The sequence below is a fragment of the Luteitalea sp. genome (assembly GCA_009377605.1).
Lineage (GTDB): Bacteria > Acidobacteriota > Vicinamibacteria > Vicinamibacterales > Vicinamibacteraceae > WHTT01.
Window position 1 is genome coordinate 1 of sequence record WHTT01000040.1, and the last position, 18,843, is coordinate 18,843.

Annotated in this window: 14 protein-coding genes and 1 pseudogene; 7 read left to right on the top strand and 8 right to left on the bottom strand. The window is 64.5% G+C overall.

Annotation, left to right across the window (positions count from 1 at the left end; all coding sequences use genetic code 11):
* On the top strand, positions 1–2,117 hold a 2,117-nt coding region (locus GEV06_14620), incomplete at its 5' end, for an FtsX-like permease family protein (protein MPZ19129.1).
* Between the two features lie 95 nt (positions 2,118–2,212).
* On the opposite strand, the gene GEV06_14625 is transcribed toward GEV06_14620, so the two are convergent.
* From GEV06_14625 to GEV06_14635, 3 genes are all read right to left on the bottom strand, one after another.
* On the bottom strand, positions 2,213–2,776 hold the full coding sequence (locus GEV06_14625; protein MPZ19130.1) for a hypothetical protein: 564 nt from the start codon (positions 2,774–2,776) through the stop codon (positions 2,213–2,215).
* A 126-nt stretch (positions 2,777–2,902) separates the two neighbouring features.
* Positions 2,903–3,931, bottom strand: coding sequence for a response regulator (locus GEV06_14630; GenBank protein MPZ19131.1), 1,029 nt, complete (start codon positions 3,929–3,931; stop codon positions 2,903–2,905).
* Entirely contained in the window at positions 3,900–4,988 is a 1,089-nt protein-coding gene (locus GEV06_14635) for a hypothetical protein (GenBank protein MPZ19132.1), read from the bottom strand. Before GEV06_14635 ends, GEV06_14630 begins: the two co-directional genes overlap by 32 nt.
* 602 nt (positions 4,989–5,590) lie before the next feature.
* On the opposite strand from GEV06_14635, the gene GEV06_14640 reads away from it, so the two are divergent.
* Positions 5,591–6,886, top strand: a complete 1,296-nt coding sequence (locus GEV06_14640; GenBank protein MPZ19133.1) for an amidohydrolase family protein — start codon at positions 5,591–5,593, stop codon at positions 6,884–6,886.
* 61 nt (positions 6,887–6,947) lie between these two features.
* On the opposite strand, the gene GEV06_14645 is transcribed toward GEV06_14640, so the two are convergent.
* Together GEV06_14645 and GEV06_14650 are read right to left on the bottom strand one after the other, a co-directional pair.
* The gene (locus GEV06_14645; GenBank protein ID MPZ19134.1) at positions 6,948–8,177 is read right to left on the bottom strand and encodes an acetylxylan esterase; all 1,230 of its coding nucleotides are present in this window, start codon (positions 8,175–8,177) and stop codon (positions 6,948–6,950) included.
* A 6-nt stretch (positions 8,178–8,183) separates the two neighbouring features.
* Positions 8,184–8,678: a hypothetical protein gene (locus GEV06_14650; GenBank protein ID MPZ19135.1), complete on the bottom strand. Its 495-nt coding sequence runs from the start codon at positions 8,676–8,678 to the stop codon at positions 8,184–8,186.
* Positions 8,679–8,776: 98 nt separating this feature from the next.
* Between GEV06_14650 and GEV06_14655 the strand changes: the two genes are divergently transcribed.
* Positions 8,777–10,249 carry an aminotransferase class I/II-fold pyridoxal phosphate-dependent enzyme gene (locus tag GEV06_14655; protein MPZ19136.1) on the top strand — a complete coding sequence of 491 codons (1,473 nt, stop codon included), beginning with the start codon at positions 8,777–8,779 and terminating at the stop codon, positions 10,247–10,249.
* Between the two features lie 21 nt (positions 10,250–10,270).
* On the opposite strand, the gene GEV06_14660 is transcribed toward GEV06_14655, so the two are convergent.
* The 3 genes and pseudogenes from GEV06_14660 to GEV06_14670 all read right to left on the bottom strand — a co-directional run bounded on the left by GEV06_14660 (position 10,271) and on the right by GEV06_14670 (position 13,291).
* Positions 10,271–11,956 carry a sulfatase-like hydrolase/transferase gene (locus GEV06_14660; protein MPZ19137.1) on the bottom strand — a complete coding sequence of 562 codons (1,686 nt, stop codon included), beginning with the start codon at positions 11,954–11,956 and terminating at the stop codon, positions 10,271–10,273.
* Positions 11,957–12,094: 138 nt separating this feature from the next.
* Positions 12,095–12,727, bottom strand: coding sequence for a methyltransferase domain-containing protein (locus GEV06_14665; GenBank protein MPZ19138.1), 633 nt, complete (start codon positions 12,725–12,727; stop codon positions 12,095–12,097).
* Between the two features lie 227 nt (positions 12,728–12,954).
* Positions 12,955–13,291, bottom strand: a pseudogene (locus tag GEV06_14670) (PadR family transcriptional regulator).
* Between the two features lie 234 nt (positions 13,292–13,525).
* Here GEV06_14670 and GEV06_14675 point away from each other — a divergent pair.
* From GEV06_14675 to GEV06_14690, 4 genes are all read left to right on the top strand, one after another.
* Entirely contained in the window at positions 13,526–14,053 is a 528-nt protein-coding gene (locus GEV06_14675; protein MPZ19139.1) for a hypothetical protein, read from the top strand.
* A 145-nt stretch (positions 14,054–14,198) separates the two neighbouring features.
* Entirely contained in the window at positions 14,199–15,704 is a 1,506-nt protein-coding gene (locus tag GEV06_14680) for a hypothetical protein (protein ID MPZ19140.1), read from the top strand.
* Between the two features lie 89 nt (positions 15,705–15,793).
* On the top strand, positions 15,794–16,126 hold the full coding sequence (locus tag GEV06_14685) for a PadR family transcriptional regulator (protein ID MPZ19141.1): 333 nt from the start codon (positions 15,794–15,796) through the stop codon (positions 16,124–16,126).
* A gap of 10 nt (positions 16,127–16,136) precedes the next feature.
* Positions 16,137–18,812, top strand: a complete 2,676-nt coding sequence (locus GEV06_14690; protein ID MPZ19142.1) for an FtsX-like permease family protein — start codon at positions 16,137–16,139, stop codon at positions 18,810–18,812.
* Positions 18,813–18,843 lie beyond the last annotated feature (31 nt).

Here is an 18,843-nt window from a genome sequence, read left to right on the forward strand (position 1 = left end):
AAGGCCGCCGGCGCGTAGGCGCGCACTTCGGCCGTGGTCTCTGGCTCGACACCGCCGCTTGCCGGGAGTGGGTTGCGCACCAGCCGGGTCTCGGCGCGGAGCGCCGCATCTTGGGTGAACAGATGCGCGATCGCTTCGGCGCCGATCCTGACATCATCGGGCGTGACATCCGCATGGATGGGACGCCGTACACGGTCATCGGCGTGCTGCGGCCTGGCGTCAACGATCGTCTGCCGGCCGATGTGTGGATCCCGCTCTCGTTGACGCCGGACCAGATCGCGAACCGCCGGTTCCGCCCATTGCTGATGGTGGGGCGGCTCGCGCCAGGCGTGACCATCGCACAGGCGCAACAGGAGATGAACGCCATTGCGGAGGACGTGGCGCAACGGTTCCCAGACTCCAACACGGGCCGGACGGTGAGCGTGGAGCCGCTCCAGAACAACTTCCTGAGCGCGGACGCCGTGACGAACTTGTGGCTGCTTTTGGCGGCGGTCAGCTTCGTGGTGTTGATTGGGTGCGTCAACGTCGCGAACCTGCTCCTCTCACGCGGCGCGGCACGCGAGCGCGAGACCGCCATCCGCGCCGCGCTCGGGGCGACGCGCGGACGTCTGGCCCGGCGCGTCTTGACCGAGAGCCTGGTGCTGGCCACGGCCGGCGGCACGTTGGGCGCGCTGTCGAGCATCTGGATTCTCCAGGGCATTCTCGCGATGCTGCCACCCGGCGCACTGCCCGCCGAAGCGGATCCTCGACTGAATCTGCCCGTGTTGCTGTTCACGCTCCTGGCAGCCATGCTGTGTGGCCTGCTGTGTGGTGCGGCGCAGGCCTGGCAGGCAAGCCGCATGGACTTCAACGACACGCTGAAACAGGCGGGGCGCAGCGCGACCGGGAGCGGTCGCCGGCGCCTGCGTCACACACTCGTCGTGGTCGAGTTCGCGCTGGCGGTCACCTTGCTCACGGGCGCGGGACTGACGATCCTGAGCTTCTGGCACCGCACGCAGGTCGACCTTGGCGTGCGCACCGATCACATCCTCACCTTTGGGTTGCCGGTGAACGAAGGGCGGCTTTCCTCGCCGGCTGAGATCGACGGCTTCTACCGGCACCTGATCGAGCAGCTCCAGGCGCTTCCTGGCGTCGTCCACGCCAGCGTCAGCGCTCCCGGGCTTCCGCTGCTCGGTACCGGGTTTTCTACGGAGCTCAGCATTGTCGGACGGCCCGATGACGTGCCGTCGTTACGGCCGAGCGCGGGCGTCCAGATGGTCACGCCAGAGTACTTCGAAACGTTTGGGATCGGTGTCGTGCGCGGGCGCGCGTTGACCGCGGGCGATGGTCCGAGCACGCAGCGCGTGGCCCTGGTCAACGAGCGCTTCGTCGAGCGCTTTCTGGAAGGCCGGGATCCCGTGGGCCAACGTGTGGCGATGGACGAGCTCGTCCCGGGAACCCCTGGATTCGTGCCTGGCGTCCCGGGTGCTCCCGTCGAGTGGCACATCGTGGGGGTGTTCCGGGATGTGAGCAATGTCGCGCGGTTCGGTGATCCCGAGGCGCCGCAGATCTACGTGCCGTTCGCGCAGAGCCCATGGCCGCAGGCGATGGCGGCGGTCCGTTCGGCGACCAACCCCGACGCGTTGCGCCAAAGCGTCGCGGCGGCGGTTGAGGCCGTCGACCCGGAGCTGCCGCTGACAGACGTCCCAACGATGGACGAGATCGTGAGTGCGAGCTTCGCGTCCGATCGATTGAACATGGCACTCTACGGTGGACTGGCAGCGCTGGCGCTGGTGCTGGCGGCGCTCGGCATCTATGGGGTCATGGCCTACACGGTCACGCAGCGGACGTCGGAGATCGGGCTCCGCATGGCGCTCGGTGCCGGACAACTTCACGTGCGGCTCCAGATCCTCCGCGAAGGCCTGACGCTCGCCGCAGGCGGTTTGGTGTTGGGGCTTCTGGGTGCGTATGGTCTCGGTCGTGCCATGCAAAGCACGCTCTACGGTACGAGCGCGCTCAGTGTGCCCGTGCTGCTGGCTGTTGGGACCGTCTTGCTCGCCGCCGCGGTGGTCGCCTGCTACGTGCCAGCTCGCCGGGCCAGCGCGGTGGATCCGATGATTGCTCTGCGCCAGGAATAGCGTCTAGGAAGGGCCGCCTCGCCGAGGCGGCCGTCATCTCGCCAAGGGTCCTGCCGGGTCGCGGGTAGGGACGCCTCGCCGAGGCGTCCGTTACATCATTGGCTCCCCGCAGACGAGGGCGGCACGAGCTCGTTCATCCGCAGATAGGTCACCAGGTTGCCGTAGTGCTGACTGCCGTGCGCGACGGTCATCAGGAGTGCGTTGATCCTGGCCGCGTCGCGGCCGAACAATTTGATCTGCTCGCCAACCGACGCGTCGGTGGCCTTGGTGAACGCTTCATCACAGTACGCGATGGACGCTTTTACGGCTTCGACGAGCGCAGCCTTCTCTGTGGTCTTCTCGAAGTCCTCCTTGTTCGGGTTCTCGTCACCACGAGCCGCGGAGCAAAACATGTAGTTGCTGTTGGCGACATGGCCAATGATTCCGCCGAAGCTTCGAACGTCCGGAGTGGGCTTGAACGCGTATTTATCCTCCGGCATGAGCTCGGCACTGCCGGCGACCATCGCCTTGACGTTGTCCCAGCTCTGGCGAAGCGCGTCGGCCGCCGGCTGTTTCTGGTCGCCGCCAGCCTGGGCGAACGCAGTCCCGGCCGTAGCCAGGCAAACCATTACGACGGATGAATAGAGTTTCATCACTCGTCCTCCTATTCGACAGGACATGCCTCGATTGCTCGCGACACGTCGTTTGCAAACACCGTAACGGCAGTCGGCGTATAGCAGGCCTGTAATGTGATGAGCGCCGGTGGCGGCTGATGAGCGGTGGCGGGAGCGGATGAACCGTGAGTATCAGAGCCCCTGGCCCAGTCGATGTTGCAGTCTGGCCCGATAGCGTCGACCGAGGCGGATCTCCGTGCGATCCTTCAGCACCACGATGTAGTCACCGTGGGCGTCGGGCTGCAGCTCGTCGATCAGATCGATGTTGACGATGGCCGATCGATGAACGCGTATGAACCGTTGTTTGTCGAGCACCGCGTCCAACTGGCCCAGGAGACTGCGATGCAAGTGCGCAGCGCCGTCGCGCGTGTGAAGCTTCACGTACATGCCGGCGGCTTCAATCCAGGTGATCTGTTGAACCGGCAGCAGGCGAACGCGACCAACGCCTTTGAGCACGATGCGATCGAGCGGTGCGCTCCCATGCGCCGACGAGGGTGACACACCGTCGGGCTCCTGCGGCTGTCCAATGGTCTCGAGCAACGCCTGCATCTGCGACAGCAACGCCTCCGCATGGCCTGCGCGCACGTGGCGGAGGGCCCGGTCGAGCGATGCCTCGAAGCGCTCGTCGCTGAACGGCTTCAGAAGGTAGTCAACGGCGTGCGCGTCGAACGCTTGAAGGGCGTACTCATCGTAGGCCGTCACGAATACGACAGCCGGCACCTGCTGGTTCTCCAAGCGATGGACGAGCGTGGAGATGACGCCAAAGCCATCCAGCTCTGGCATCTGCACATCGAGGAATAACAGATGCACGGGCTCCCCGGCGCGCGCCGCTTCCTCGACTGCCCGGATGGCGTCAGCGCCGCTAACAGAGCAGCCAACGAACTGAACTCGCGCGTCCCTCTGCAGCAAACGCCGAAGACGATCCCGAGCAGGTTTCTCGTCGTCGACCACGAGCGCGCGAACAGTCGTCATGGGTTCATCATCCGGGCGCCTGCCTTCGAACCCGGTAGGGCGCAATCGCCGACTCGTCCGCCGTAGCGCGGAGCGCGAAGGCGTGAACGCGCCGGCCGGACGCCTCGGCGAGGCGCCGGGGTCCCCAGCGCGGCAGCCGCGCTGGGGTGGCCCGTCCCTACCTAGGCCAGGGCAGATCGAGCTGCACATCCACTCCACCGGATCCGCCTGGTGTCACAAGAAATCTGTGGCGCTGTGGATACAATTGTTCCAGCCTTGCCGCAATGTTCCGCAGCCCAACGCCCGCGTCCCGGCGCTGCAACCAGTCGGGCGAGAGCCCCAGGCCATCGTCGCGGACCCGCAGCCGCAAGAACGCCCCCGCCCGTCTCGCGGTTACGGCAATGTGCCCGCCGGCCAGGCGAGGTCCGACCCCATGCCGGATGGCGTTCTCCACGAGCGGCTGGAGGAGAAAGCTCGGCACACGCGCCTCGAGCACATCGTCATCGGCGTCGACCGATATGGTGATCCGGTCTTCGAACCGCACCGATTCAATCGCGAGATAATCGTCTAGAAAGGTCAGCTCCTCGGCCAGAGTCACCAACGGCTGCGACGCGTGGCGGAGTGAGCTGCGCAGGAGCTGGCCCAGTTGGTCCATCAGTCGACGCGCCGTCTTTGGATCGCTCTCGGTCAGCGCGCTGATCGTATTCAAGGCATTGAACAGAAAGTGCGGGTGCAACTGGGATCGCAGGCTCTGCAGACGCGCCTCGGTGAGGTGACGCTGCAGCTCGACAGCCTCGATTTGCAATTGATGGCTGCGCCGCTCCTCGTCTCTCGCCTTCGTGGCGTAGTCACGCGCGACGGCGACGCCGGCGATGACGCCGTAAATGAGAATGTCCCAGTAGAATCGCCCCAGCGCAAAGCCCAGCAAGGATTCGGGCCACGGCATCCCGTTCAGCGGGCGAATCAGGAGGCGAATGGTCAGTGCAAGGCACGTCCAGGCAACGCCAAGCGGCAGGTGCAGGGCAAGGCGTGCCGCCAGCGAACGGTCCGCGCCAAGCCATCGGTCGACAACGACGATGCCCGGGCTGAGCGCACCCCACACGTACCACCTTGGCATCGCCATCCGAAGCGCCAGAACCCAGGTGACCTCGTCGCCTCGGAGGATGATGATCTGGCTCGCGAAGAAGAGCCCCAAGATAGTCCACAACGCGAACCCCGAGAGCGCCCATGCGAGCCGGCGCGAAGCGGTTGCCGTCGAGGGGCGCACCGTGCCCGGCGCGACATCCGTCGATACCGGAGCACGGGCATATCGTCGAGGCAGCCGGAGTGTCGACCCGGTCGGCGGCGTTGCTAGTCCTCCTCACCTCGTCACTGGAAGGTGCGCGGGTCCATGGTACCACCAGCCGTGCGCTCCTCCAGAGCGTCCATCCTGGCGGATCGGAACCATCACTAACAGTATGAAGATTGGGAACGGGCGTGCCTCGCGAAGGTGACAAACAGCGTCTCAGAGTGATGAACGCCGTGGTGGACGAACGAAAGAGGAAGTACGGCGGATTGATAATCAATTTGAGGACCTTCATCGGCACGACCTGAAGAATGTGAACGGCACGTCGCGTGCTGTGGTCCTGTCAAAGCTCAGTCCTAGGCGTTTGTCGTCCCTCCAAGCACACTGCTCTTGGACGACACAGTTTCGCTGCCGTCGCCTACTTCGGCGCATACGATGGCACCGTCAGAGCCGGAAGCACGGACCGGCTCGTCGTAGTTGCTCAACTGTCGGACGCTGCGCCAAACACTGGCGAGGCATAGGTGTTGCCCGCGGGCTTCGGGCCCGCAAGAACTCGTTCCAGAACGAGCTCGTATAGATATGACATGCGACGCCAAGACGCGATCAGGAGGCCCATGCGAACCAGACTGGTTTTTAGCTCTGCTCTTATCGCGTCTCTCCTGCCCTTCCAGGGCGCCCTCGCCAATCAGGTCGATACGATGCCAGAACGAGGCCTCGCTCTCGTTGGCGGCACGATCTACGTCAGCCCGACGGAGGACCCGATACGCGACGGCGTCGTTCTGACCCAAGGGGGCAAGATCGCGGCGGTAGGCCCACGCGCATTGGTCCGGATCCCGAAGGGAACCGAGATCCTCGACTGCTCCGGCCTGACGGTCGTCGCGGGGCTCTGGAACAGCCACGTGCACTTCATCGAGCGGAAGTGGGCGGACGCATCGGAGATCCCGGCGCCGGAGCTCAGGGAGCAGCTTCAGGCAATGCTCGTACGGTATGGCTTTACGAGCGTGTTCGACACCGGGTCGATGTGGGCGAACACGCGACGCCTTCGTGACCGCATCGAGTCCGGCGACATACCGGGGCCGCGCATTCGCTCGACTGGTGAAATTCTGTTTCCGAAGGGCGGGGCCCCACCAGAGCTGATCCTGGACGTCTCAGGGTCGATGAGGGTCACCATGCCCGAGGTCGCCGACGCCGCGGAAGCGCTTGCGGCCGCGCGGAAGCATCTCGACGCAGGCACGGACGGGATCAAACTGTACGCCGCCACGTGGGCACCGCCCATTGTCAGCCTTCCCGAGAGCGCGATTCGAGCTGCCGCCGATGAAGCCCACCGCCGAAAGAAGCCGGTGTTCGCTCATCCCTCCAACCGCGAGGGCCTGCTTGCCGCCGTGCGCGGTGGAGCCGATATCTTGGTGCACACCGCTCCCCAATCCGGCCCGTGGGACGAGGCGACCCTGGCTGCAATGAAGAAGGCGGGAGTTGCTGTGATCCCCACGCTGAAGCTGTGGCGGTACGAGCTACGCCACGACCGCATCTCGGATCTCGAGCGGTTTGCCGGAATGGGCGTCGACCAGCTTCGAGCGTGGCTTGGTACAGGCGGGGAGGTGTTGTTCGGCACCGATGTGGGCTACATGGATGACTACGATCCGAGCGATGAGTACGCGCTCATGGCCGAGGCTGGCATGAGCGCGTCCCAGATCCTTTCCTCTCTCACCGTCGTGCCAGCCAAGCGATTTGGAGATTCGGCGCGACTCGGACGCATTGCCACCGGTCTCGCCGCCGATCTCGCCGTTCTCAGCGAGGATCCCTCCAAGAACGTTCGAGCCTTTGCTGCAGTCCGATACACGATTCGCAACGGTACAGTGATCTACCAAGCAAGCCAATGACCACAGCGCAGGCGGCGACGGCGCATCGATCGACTCAGGGAGCACGCGTGGGGAACGCGCCTCAGACGTTCAGGTGACGCGCCAAGAACGGGATGCCGCGCTTGCCCCAGAAGAGATGCTCGTCTGGAAAGACCTCCTGCTCGACCTGATCCTGTGCTCCAAAGACGCTGTAGATCTTTTGCACCTCATTGAAGCTCTCGATGCTCGCGCGAATCGGGAAGATGTTATCTCTCTCCCCGGACTCCACGAATAGCGGTCGCGGCGCTATCAGACCCCCGACGTCGTGCATCTCGGCCCAGTTGAGAATCCCAGGAACGTAATTGTCGATGCAGTGAGCGAGGCTCCCGATGCTGTCCCGAAACGTGTTCAGGTACCCGCTCACGAGAGCAACGCGGATGCGCTGATCGAGCGCCGTCGAGAAGAGCGTGACGGTGCCGCCTCCGGAGATCCCCATGCAACCAACGCGGCTTTGATCCAACTCGGAGCGCGTTGCGATGTAATCGAGCGTCCGCATGACGTCCCACACACGCCAGCCGATCATCGTCTGGCCAACCAACAGGGCGCCGCCTGCCACAGGCTCGCACGCCTTTCGGTCGAGGCCTTTGCGAGCGTTGATGGGGTCCCGACGGCAGCCGAAGCCCATCGGCTCGATCGCGAGGGCCGCCATGCCGGCTTCGGCGACCTGGATGGCGAAGTCGTGCGCATAGCCTGGCTTGTCGGTCCGATCGCTCCCCTGCTCGTCGATGCCGACGATGTCGTCGACACCGCGGCCGTGGCCGGGCACGCAGATCATGACCGCTGCTGGCGGACGTGCCTTCACCGGAAGTAGCAGATACGCAAGCACGCTGACGCCGGGCCGGCTGTCGAACACGACCTTCTCCCGCGTGTAACCGGGGAAGGTGCGCGTCTCGAGCGTGATGGGGCGAAGCGGCGGGCGCTCCGTCGGCAAGTCTCCGACCAGCTCGGTCAGCTTCGTGCGGAGGGTCTTCTGCCACTCCTCGGCTTCACCGCGCGTGCGCGCGCGAAATCGGAGCCGCCGCGGTGCGGCCGCGTACAGATCGCGCGTGTATACGACCGGATCGAATTGGCGGTCTTCGATGCCCTTCGTCACCCCGGTCAGCGGACCGATATAGTCAGAAGGCGCGGATGTCTGTGCGTCGAGCCCGACGACGTGCGCGGCCGCCAGCCCGCCAGCCCACTGCACGAGCTCGCGACGAGAAAGAGTTGACACTGGCTCAGACCTCCAAGTGCCCGCAGTATAGTGCCGCGAGCCGGAGATCTCCACGCCAATCGACGCTCAGGGCCGGCAGATCTCTCCGCTGACCCGGGTCTGAACGTGACCCTCGCGACTGAAGCCGTTTACGAAGAAATAGCCCGTCGTTCCCGCCCAATCGCCGGTGGCATCGACGATCTTCTGAAACGCCGTGACTGCGCCGCTGTCGAGATTGCCTTGGGTCTGGTTCACGATTCCTGTTTCGCGCATGATCAGCGTCCCGCGCTTCGTGGAGTACTCGAACTGGCCGCTGTAGGGGACGAAGTCTGGCGAGGTGTCCGGGCTCGTCCCGCTGCCGTCGGCTCGAAAGTATGTGGTTCCGCGCAGGCCGTGGTTGCCGGCCACCTCGCCAATGAAACAGGAATCGTCGTCCGGTTTGCAGGCGGTCGTCAGATCCTCGGCCATAGCGGCGTGGATCGCCTTGCACCTCGACCGGTGAGCGGCCTCCTGGGCGGTTGCAGAGCCGGCCATCGTGCCCACGATGAGCAGTGTCATTCCGAATCCCGTTGAGATGTTCATTGAAGATCCTCCATCTGCTAGCGGGCCGATTCTAGAAGACGGCAGCTGCGATTGCGGGATCCACTTCCGACCGGTTTTCTGGTACCAGTTAGGAGCACATGCTCGTACGACTCGACGGAAATGGGCGGCTCAACCAGCGCCTCTATCGGGGTCTTCGCGCGGCGATTCGCGAGGGACGATTCGCGCCAGGCTCACGACTGCCGTCGACGCGCTCGCTCGCACGCGACCTCGGACTGTCGCGAAACGTTGTTCTCACGGCGTTCGCGCAGCTCGTCGACGAGGGATACGCCGAAGGCAGAGGCGGCTCGGGCACGTTCGTCTCCTCGACGCTCCCCGATCCGCTCCTCGCACCGTCTCCATACGGTGCGCGGACCAAGGCGCCAGAGGCACATCCGCGGTTGTCGGCGCACGCCGATCGGGTGTTGGCGCTCGCACCGCTGCCGGCCGTCGGCCGTCCGCCGCGGGCGGGCCTCCGATATGACTTTCGATACGGGGTGCCCGCCGTGGCGGAGTTTCCACAGCAGATCTGGAGCCGGCTCGTTGCACGGCGCGCTCGGAGGATGTCCATCAACACGCTGCGGTACGGACGTGCGCTTGGATTCTCTCCGCTGTGCGAGGCAATCGCGGACTACGTGAGACGCGCGCGCGGCGTCGCAGCCACTGCCGAGCAGGTCATCATCGTCAACGGCTCGCAGCAGGCCTTGGATCTCGTCGCGCGCCTCTTGATCGATCGCGGCGCTCGCGTCGCCATCGAAGAGCCGGCCTACTTGTCGGCACGACAGGTGTTTGCCGCAGCCGGCGCGAGCCTGCTTCCGGTTCCGGTCGACGAGCACGGCATCGATGTCTCCCAACTGCCGCACGGCAAGGATGTCCGTCTCGCATACGTCACTCCCTCGCACCAGTTCCCGCTCGGTGGTGTGCTGCCGCTCGGGCGGCGGCTCGAGCTACTGCGATGGGCAGACGAAGCGGGTGGGTGGGTCGTGGAGGACGACTATGACAGCGAGTTCTGGTACGACGGCCGGCCGGTGGAGGCCATTCAAGGCCTCGATTCAACCGGTCGGGTCATCTACATCGGCACGCTGTCGAAGGTGCTCTTTCCGTCGTTGCGCCTGGGCTACCTAATCGCGCCGGAGCCGATCGTGCCGGCGCTGGCGGCGCTCAAGTTCCTGATGGATCGCCACGCGCCAACGTTCGAGCAAGAGGTGTTGGCGGACTTCATCACCGAGGGACACTTCGAGCGCCACGTGCGCCGGGCGAGAGCGCGGAATGCCTCGCGGCGCGCTGCCATGCTCGACAGCTTTCGCGAGCTGCTGGGGGATCGCGTCGAGATCGTCGGCGAGAACGCCGGCATACACATGGTCGTCTGGCTGCGCGGCACGCCCGCTGCGTGCATGCATGATCTCATAGCGCGTGCAGCGGACCGCGGACTGGGGATCTATTCGGTCGCGCCGCATTACCTCGAGCCGCCAGCCACCACCGGGCTGCTCCTGGGCTACGCGTGCCTGACCGAGCGGGAGATTCGTGACGGCGTGCGCCTGCTCGCCGAGGTGATCGAGACGCTGGGCAAATAGGCTCGACCACGGTGGTGCTGCCTACTTTTGCACTTCGACGAACCACACCCCCTCGATCTTGTCTCCACGCCTCAGCCGTGCCTCGAGCGTCCCTGGTCCGGCGGCGAGCTCGACGTCCTCGAAAACGACCTCCTGATCTCCTTGTCGGAATGCGATTCTCCGTTTGGCATCGCCCAACGCGAGCTCGGCGCGGCCTGGGGTTTCCTGGGCGTCGAAATGGAAGTGGATATCGTACCGGCCGGGCGTCCTCACATCGACCTCCCAGTAGCCGAGGCTGCCGTCGCCCCAACCGTCTTCGCCGACAACACGCCAGTCTTGCCGCGTGAGCCACACGGGGTTTTCGTGAGCTGTCCCGATATGGATCTTCGGCGGTGCATAGCCGCGGGAAGGAGACACATCCTCGAACCATTCATCGTAGCCTTGCTTCATTTTCTGAATCAGCTCGGGGTGGGCGCTGGCAAGGTTGTGCTCCTCCGCTGGATCGGCGGCGAGGTCGTAGAGCTCCAGTGGTGCGTTCGCCGGCGGCGGCTCGCTGAAGCTCAAAGGCTGCGTCAGCTTCCAGCGCTGTGACACCGCCGCGAACGCACGATTCCGCTGCGGCTCATCGCCGCGATGGCTCTGGATGTACAGCGTGCGCTCGGGCCAGTCGTTCGTGCGCCCGTCGACGAGCGGCATCAAGCTGCGGCCGTCGAGCTGCACGCGCGCAGGCTTCGCCGCGCCCGCGGCGTCCAGCAGCGTCGGCGTAACGTCGATGTGAGCGGCCATCACATCCATCTTGCGGGGCTCGAGCCGTGCGGGCCAGCGTAGAAAGAACGGCACGCGGATGCCGCCCTCGTAGACGCTGCTCTTCTGCGCCCGCAGACCGGCGGCGTACCTGCGCGTCGTCGGTCCATTGTCGGTCATGAAGATGAGCACGGTGTCCTCGGCGTCACCAAGCCGCTCGAGGGCCGCCACGAGACGCCCCACGTTATCGTCGATGTTGGTGATCATCCCGTAGATGCGGGCATCCTTGTCGTCGAGGCCCAGCGCCGCGTAGCGCTTACGGTACTCATCTGGCACCTGGTACGGCGCGTGCGGCGCGTTGGTGGCGAGATAGAGGAAATAGGGCCGATCGCGGGTCTGCTCGATGAACCGGAGCGCGGCATCGAAGAACACGTCGGTGCAATAGCCTTCGTGCTGCTCTTGCACACCGTTGTGCTGGAGGATCGGATCGAAGTAGCTGGAGCCCGGTGGATCGGAAGGCTGCCCGATGCCGCCGCCGCGGTGGACCAGCGCTTCGTCGAATCCCTGATCGATCGGTCGCATCGGGTAGTTGTCGCCAAGGTGCCACTTGCCGAAGATGCCCGTGTGGTATCCAGCCGCACTTAGCATTTCAGCCAGTGTGACCTCGTCAGGGTGCATCATCGCCCGGCCCAGCCAGGTGTCGACGACGCCCGTGCGGTAGTTGTATCGGCCGGTCATCAAGCTGGCGCGTGTCGGCGCGCAGACGGGCGAGACATAGAAGCGAGTGAGCTCGACGCTCTCACTGGCCAGGCGATCCAGGTTCGGCGTCTTCAAGACATCGTCGCCATGCACGCCCAACTGAGCCCAGCCTTGATCGTCCGTCATGATCAGGACGATGTTGGGCGGCCTGGCCTCCGCCCGTGGCGGGGCCTGGCCTCCGCATGCGGCAAGAAGGACGAGAAGAGTGGCCGCAAGGGTGCGCATTGGGAGTGGTTCTCCTCTTTCTACTCTGTACTCACAGGCCTATCACGGATCTCTGTGGCTGTCACTGAGATGAGGCGCTCGGTCCTTCTCGAACCGTAGCTGGATGCCCTGTCCGGGCGCGTCCGATTGTCCATCAAGTCAGCGCTTGGCGCCCCAGAATTGAAATGCCTTCGCCCGGTTCCCGTTCATGGTCGTGACGTCGATCTCGACGAAATCAAGCGGCATGAATCCGCTCATCAGCTCGTCCACCCAGGCACGCGGCAGGTGCCGAAACGTGACGCCCGGCTCGAGCTCGAACACGCCGTACCGACCGAACGACCGAAGCCCCTCGTCGTACCGCTCTCGATTACGGTCGTCCTCCTGCAACAGGAGGTCGCTGACGTAGAGGATTCCGCCCCGCCGCAGCACTCGCTCGATCTCCTGCACGAGCAAGCGCTGCTCTCGGTCGTCGATGATGCACGTCAGCACGCTGAAGAGGAGCACCGCGTCGAATGACACAGCACTGAATGGCAGGGTGTCGCTGTCCAGGTTCTGGAACGTGATTCCAGGGTTCTCGGCCCGTGCGCGGTCGATCATCGCGCTCGACGGATCGACGCCGATGATGTTGGAGTAGCCGGCGGATCGCAGCTCGCGACACAGGCGTCCGTACCCGCACCCGTAATCCAGCACGCCGGCTTCACGAGAGACCAGCGATGAGAAACGAGACAGGTCGAGCGGATGGGAGAAGGTCTTCGTCGCAGCAACCGTGTTCCAAAACGTCCGTTGGTTCATTCGCGTCGCCGAGCAGAGTCCTCGTCCAGAAGGTCATTCTACTCGGCATGCCAGCTCGGAGGTTCTTCTCTGTCTCCATTTCGGTGTGGAAGACGATTTCCTCTTCCATCCGCTTCTCGGCTGATGCCCTGTCGACGAGTGCTCGCAATCTCGCGTGCAGGCCAGTGATCCAGCTCATCGTCGATACTCCAATCAACGGCGGGGGCAAGGGAGGATCGAAGGGTGTTTCAGGTCGTGTGCAGAATCGTCTCCATCGTCGCCGCGAAGCGCCGCCAGCTCTCCGTCTCCTTGCCCAAGGCGCGTCGGCCCGAGGCAGTGATCTGATAGAAGCGGGCCCGGCGATTGTTCTCGGTCGTCTGCCAGGCACTCGTGATCAGGCCTCGTTGTTCGAGACGCTGGAGCGCCGGATAGAGCGAGCCTTGGTTGACTTCCAGCTTCCCCGGCCGAGATCTGCTGGATTCGCTGCCCGATGCCCCAGCCGTGCATGGGAGCCAGAGAAAGGGTCTTCAGCACGAGCAGGTCTATCGAGCCGCGCAGGGCATCGGACTGAGGCGGTGGCGACATGGGATACTCCGTTCTCTCTCGAAATAAAGAGAAGGATATGAACCACTCCTCTAGAAGTCAAGAGACACATCTAACTAACGACCATAGGCTCGTGTCGCTCGTCAGGACTCCTGGAGCACCGATTGCCGGGGGGAGCTGTCAAGAGTACGGCGTGACTTTAGAAACGCTCCTCCTCTGCGGGCCGAACATCCGCGGCTATCCGAACAGTGCAGAACGGGATAGGATTGCCTCAACGTGACGCCTGTCAGTGCCGGCGCACCGGAATGGGCCTTCCCACGCGATCTCTTGCCCCGCCTCGTGCGCGCTGGGCTCGTGACGGGCGTGGTCGACGGCCTCTTCTCGAGCGTCCTGAACGTGTTCGCGTACGGTTCTACGGTGACGCGCCTCTTTCAAGGCGTCGCTGCTACCTTGCTCGGCAGAGAGGCACTCGAGGGAGGCACGCCGACCGCCGTCGTCGGGCTTCTGATGCACTTTGGAGTGGCCTTCGGCTGGTCAGCCGTCTTTCTATTCCTCGTTATGCGTTCCTCCTGGGTCAGCGGCCTCCTCACGTCACGCTACGGGGCGATCAAGGTCGCGTCGATCTACGGCCCCTTCATATGGATGGTGATGTCGCTGGCCGTCATTCCGTTTCTGGCAAACCGGCCGCCCGCGATCAATGTCCGTTGGTGGATCCAGTTCTTCGGACACATTCCGTTTGTCGCAGTGCCGATCGTGATGTCGATCGGCGCCGTCGCGCCTCGCTCGCAACTGGTGGAGAGGTAATTCGTTCTCGACAACGCGCGCCGGCGGGAACTGGCTTGCCGCGGCCCGCGGCCCGCTCGAGACGACTCGCGCCGGCTGGCTCCGCTCGGCGACGAAACGCTTCGATCGTTCCATGCCCGGTGTAAGATGAACACATCGCACAGTTATGCAACGACGTCGCTTCCTCGAGCTCGCTGCGGCCACCGGCACGTTCGCCAGCTTGGGCGACCTCGGCTTTCTGTCCCGCCTCCCATTGGTTTCAGCCGCGGAAAGCAGGGTCGATTCCAAACTGGTTCGCTTCCATCCCGATATCGAGCCATTGGTCCGTTTGCTGGAAGAAACGTCTCGCGAGCGTGTCCTCGAGGAAGTCGCCGCGAGAATCCGCGGCGGCCTGACCTATCGCAATCTGATCGCCGCCTTGTTGCTGGCCGGCGTGCGCAACATCCAACCCCATCCAGTCGGCTTCAAATTCCACGCGGTTCTGGTCGTGAACTCTGCCCATCTCGCCAGCGTTGCTTCGCCCGATTCCGACCGCTGGCTTCCGATCTTCTGGGCTATCGACCAATTCAAGAGCTCCCAGGCTGCGGACGTCCGCGCGGGCGATTGGTCTCTCGGCCCCGTCGATGAATCCCTCGTCCCGCCCAGCCACAACGCTCGCCAGGCCTTCATCGACGCGATGGACAACTGGGACGAAGCCGCAGCCGACGCGGCAATCGCCGGCCTCGCACGCACCACCGGAGCGCAGGAGATCTTTCCGATCCTCGCACGCTACGGCGCGCGTGATTTTCGCGAGATCGGACACAAGGAAATCTACGTCGCCAACAGCTTCAGAACGCTTCAAGTCATCGGCTGGCAGTATGCCGAACCGGTCCTGCGCTCGGTCGCCTACGGGCTGCTCGATCGCGAAGGAGCCCGCGAGAATCCCGCACACGCCGATCTGCCCGCGGACCGCCCGTACCGAGACAACCTTCAAGCCGTCTCGAGGATTCGTGCGAATTGGCTCGACGCCCAACCGAGCTCGGACGCCACCACCGAGATGTTGCAGACCCTCCGCGACGAATCACCTCGGGCCGCCAGCGACAAAGCGATCGCGCTCCTCAATCGCGGCGTCGCCGCCGAGTCCCTCTTCGACGCGTTCTTCGAGGGTTCGGCGGAGCTCATGATGCGTGCTCCTGGGATCCTCTCCCTGCACGCCACCACATTCACCAATGCACTTCACTACGCGTACCGTCATTGCCGCGATGAAGAAGCTCGCAAGTTGTTGCTCCTTCAGAACGCTGCGTTCCTTCCCCTGTTTCGCGGCAATCCCAAACAAGGTGTGAAGATCGACACGTTCGAGCCGGCCCCGCTCGAGAGCGCTGGCCCGACCGCGATCGAAGAGATCTTCGGCGACATCAATCGCGACCGTCTGACCGCCGCGCGCAAAGTGCTCGCGTTCCTGAAGGACAATCCCGACCCGAGGCCCCTCGCAGACGCCGCCCGCAGGCTAATCTTTCTCAAAGGGACGGACTCGCACGACTACAAATACAGTTCCGCAGTCCTTGAAGATTACGCCATCATGGCACCACCTCGTCGTGATCGCTATCTCGCCGCCGCTACCTTCTATCTCAAAGGCTCGGCCGCGGCCGACAATCAACTGGTGCAGCGAGCTCGCGCCGCCCTTAGCGGGTGAGGACTGTAAACGGATCCTTGCGCGATGTAGTGGACTTCGTCTATCCTTCTACCCGGAAATGTTCCGGTGAACAATGTCGAGGAGTAGCAATGGCCGACAACGACCTCCAACTGCTGCAGGGGACGCTCGACGTGCTCGTGCTCAAAACACTCTCCTGGGGACCACGGCACGGCTACGAGATCGCGCGCTGGATCAAGGACACTACCGACGCCGAGCTGCAGGTGGAGGATCGCGCGCTCTATGTGTCGCTGCATCGTATGGAAGAGCGCGGTTGGCTGGAGAGCGAGTGGGGTCTCACAGAGAACAACCGGAAGGCCAAGTACTACCAGTTGACACGCGAAGGACGCAGGCAACTGGCGGCCAAGGGAGACAGATGGGCGCGCTACGCCGCCGCTGTCTTCAAAGTTCTTCAGACCGCGTGAGGGGGGATCCATGAAGCGCATCCGAGGGATCCGGTCCCTGTTTCGGTTCCCCACGTCGGAACGCGATGTCCCGAACGAGGTGGAGGACGAGATTGCGTTCCACCTGGAGGAGCGCACGCGAGAGCTGAGAGGCCAGGGCATGGAGCCTGGCGTGGCGCGCGCAAAGGCGTTGCGGGAGTTCGGCGACGTCACGGAGGCGAGAACGGAGTTGGCGGAAATCGGCCGCCGACGCGTGCGTCAAACCAGGCGTTCGAACTGGTGGAGTGACCTGCGGCAGGACATCCGCTACGCCTGGCGCGCGCTGCTCCGATCTCCGCGCTTCACGGTGGTCGCGGTGCTGACGCTGGCGCTGGGGATCGGCGCCACGACGGCTATCTACACGGTGGTGGACGCGGTCCTGTTGCGGCCGCTCACCGTCAGCGATCCGGAGCGGTTGGTTGTGCTGCAAGAGCAGAAGAGGAACAACCCGCCGAACGCATCGGCCTCGCCGGCCAACTTCTTCGACTGGCAGAAGCAGGCAAGGTCGTTCTCCTCGATGGCCTATTTTACCCAGGCCCCTCTGAACCTGACGGGCCAGGGCGAGCCACAGGAAGCGCAGGTGCAGCCGGCCAGCGCCAACCTGTTCTCCACGCTCGGTGTGCAGCCGCTTCTGGGTCGCACGTTCCGCCCGGAGGAGGACGCCCCACAGGACGAGGAGGTGGGCAGCGTCGCGGTGCTCGGCTATGCCCTCTGGCAGAGTCGTTACGGCGGTGATCCTGCCATCCTGGGAAGGACCATCTGGATCGACGACTTGCCAGCAGAGGTGGTGGGCGTGATGGGGCCCGATTTCCAGATGCTGGACTCCAAACCCGATCTGTGGATCCCGCTCGGAATCGTGCAGGGCAACCGTACGTCCATGGGCCGCTTCGTCCGGGTCGTCGCTCGGCTAAGGCCGGGTGTCACCTTGGAGCAAGCGCAGGGCGAGATGCGGGTGATCGCCCGCCGCTTGGAAGCAGCGTACCCCGAGTTCAACACGCGCTGGGGTGTCGCCGTGTTGCCAGCACGCGAGCGAGTCGTGGGCGATGTGCGGCCGGCGCTCCTCGTGCTCATGGGTGCGGTTGCAATGCTTCTGCTGATCGCTTGCACGAACGTGGCGAGCCTGCTGCTGGGACAGGCCAGCACGAGACGGCAAGAGATCGCGATGCGCTTGTCGCTGGGGGCAACGCGCGGACGCGTCGTTCGCCAGGTGCTCACAGAGAGCCTCGTGCTGTCCGTTCTTGGCGGCGTCATCGGGTTGGCGGCTGCAACGATTGGGACTCGCGCGCTCGTGCGCTCGCTGCCAGAAAGCGTTCAATTCCCTCGGCTGGACGGCGTGACCGTCGACTGGCGGGTCCTCACGTTCGCGCTGGTGGTCATCGTCCTGACCGGGCTGCTCTTCGGGCTCGCTCCAGCCCTCTTCTCCAGCCGAACAGATCTGCAGGGCTCGCTTCGTGACGCCAGCCATAGTCACACGGCCGGGCGCGGCACGATGCTGTTGCGCAATTCGCTCGTCGTGACGGAGGTGGCACTGGCGTTGATGCTCCTGGTCGGCGCGGGACTGCTACTGCGGTCGTTTCAGAAACTCCAGGCGGTAGATACAGGGATGCGCCCGGAGGGCGTGCTCACGCTCAGGATGTCGCTTGGTTCTGAGGCCTACGACGAGGATGACGCGAGCCGCGCTTTCCTGGCGCGGCTGCTTACATCGGTGCAGCGGCTGCCAAATGTCCAAGCGGTCGGCATGGTATCGCATCTTCCCCTCAGCGACGAGGGATCGATGGGGCACACTGCGTACCGAGCGGATCGTCCGGCACCAGCCCCTGGCGAAAAACCAGGCGTCGACACGCGGATCGCGGGCGGTGACTACTTCGCAGCGCAGGGAATTCGACTACTGCGCGGCCGCACCTTCGATGAGCGCGACCATGCCGGGTCGGCGAATGTCCTCGTGATCAACGAGGCGCTCGGCCGGCAGCAATTTCCGGGAGAGGACCCCCTTGGGAAACGTCTGACCGGCGGAGGAGAGAGATCCGAGGGTGAGATTATTGGCGTGGTGGAGGACGTGCGTGCAAGGAACATTACCGATGAGCCGAAGTCGGCCCTTTACCGCCCCTTCGTGCAAGTACCGGACGGCACGCCGCTACACCTCGTCATTCGGACAGCAGGCGACCCGATCGCGCTCGCGGGTGCAGTGCGGGAAGAGGTGCACCGACTGGATCCGAGTCTCCCGGTAGCGAACGTGCGCACCATGGAGGCCGTGGTTGCCGATGCCACGGCGCGCTCGCGCCTGAGCAGCTATCTGTTGGCGGCGTTCGCCGCACTTGCGCTCTTCCTTGCTGCCATCGGACTCTACGGCATCCTCTCGCACGTGGTCGTGCAGCGGCGCAGCGAGATCGGCGTGAGGGTAGCACTTGGAGCAGATCGCCGTACGATCCTGCAGCTCTTCGTTGGTCAGGGAATGAGGCTCACGGCTGCCGGCGTGGCGCTGGGCTTGGTGGGCGCGCTCGCACTCACACATCTGCTGCGCTCGCTCCTCTTCGGCGTGACCACGACCGACGCACCTACCTTCGTGGTGGTCCCACTGCTACTGGTGGCTGTGGCCGCCTTGGCCTGCTACCTACCGGCGAGCCGCGCGGCCCGGCTGGACCCCGCAACCACGCTGCGGGCGCAGTAAGCGCGACCTTGAGGTCGGGCGTTGCAGCGCG

What these genes read in the sequence shown, in the direction of transcription:
- GEV06_14625 (MPZ19130.1), bottom strand. Translation starts at nt 2,776, where the DNA reads ATGTCCTGTCGAATAGGAGGACGAGTGATGAAACTCTATTCATCCGTC.
- GEV06_14630 (MPZ19131.1), bottom strand. Translation starts at nt 3,931, where the DNA reads ATGTGCAGCTCGATCTGCCCTGGCCTAGGTAGGGACGGGCCACCCCAG.
- GEV06_14640 (MPZ19133.1), top strand. Translation starts at nt 5,591, where the DNA reads ATGCGACGCCAAGACGCGATCAGGAGGCCCATGCGAACCAGACTGGTT.
- GEV06_14650 (MPZ19135.1), bottom strand. Translation starts at nt 8,678, where the DNA reads ATGAACATCTCAACGGGATTCGGAATGACACTGCTCATCGTGGGCACG.
- GEV06_14655 (MPZ19136.1), top strand. Translation starts at nt 8,777, where the DNA reads ATGCTCGTACGACTCGACGGAAATGGGCGGCTCAACCAGCGCCTCTAT.
- GEV06_14660 (MPZ19137.1), bottom strand. Translation starts at nt 11,956, where the DNA reads ATGCGCACCCTTGCGGCCACTCTTCTCGTCCTTCTTGCCGCATGCGGA.
- GEV06_14665 (MPZ19138.1), bottom strand. Translation starts at nt 12,727, where the DNA reads ATGAACCAACGGACGTTTTGGAACACGGTTGCTGCGACGAAGACCTTC.
- GEV06_14680 (MPZ19140.1), top strand. Translation starts at nt 14,199, where the DNA reads ATGCAACGACGTCGCTTCCTCGAGCTCGCTGCGGCCACCGGCACGTTC.
- GEV06_14685 (MPZ19141.1), top strand. Translation starts at nt 15,794, where the DNA reads ATGGCCGACAACGACCTCCAACTGCTGCAGGGGACGCTCGACGTGCTC.
- GEV06_14690 (MPZ19142.1), top strand. Translation starts at nt 16,137, where the DNA reads ATGAAGCGCATCCGAGGGATCCGGTCCCTGTTTCGGTTCCCCACGTCG.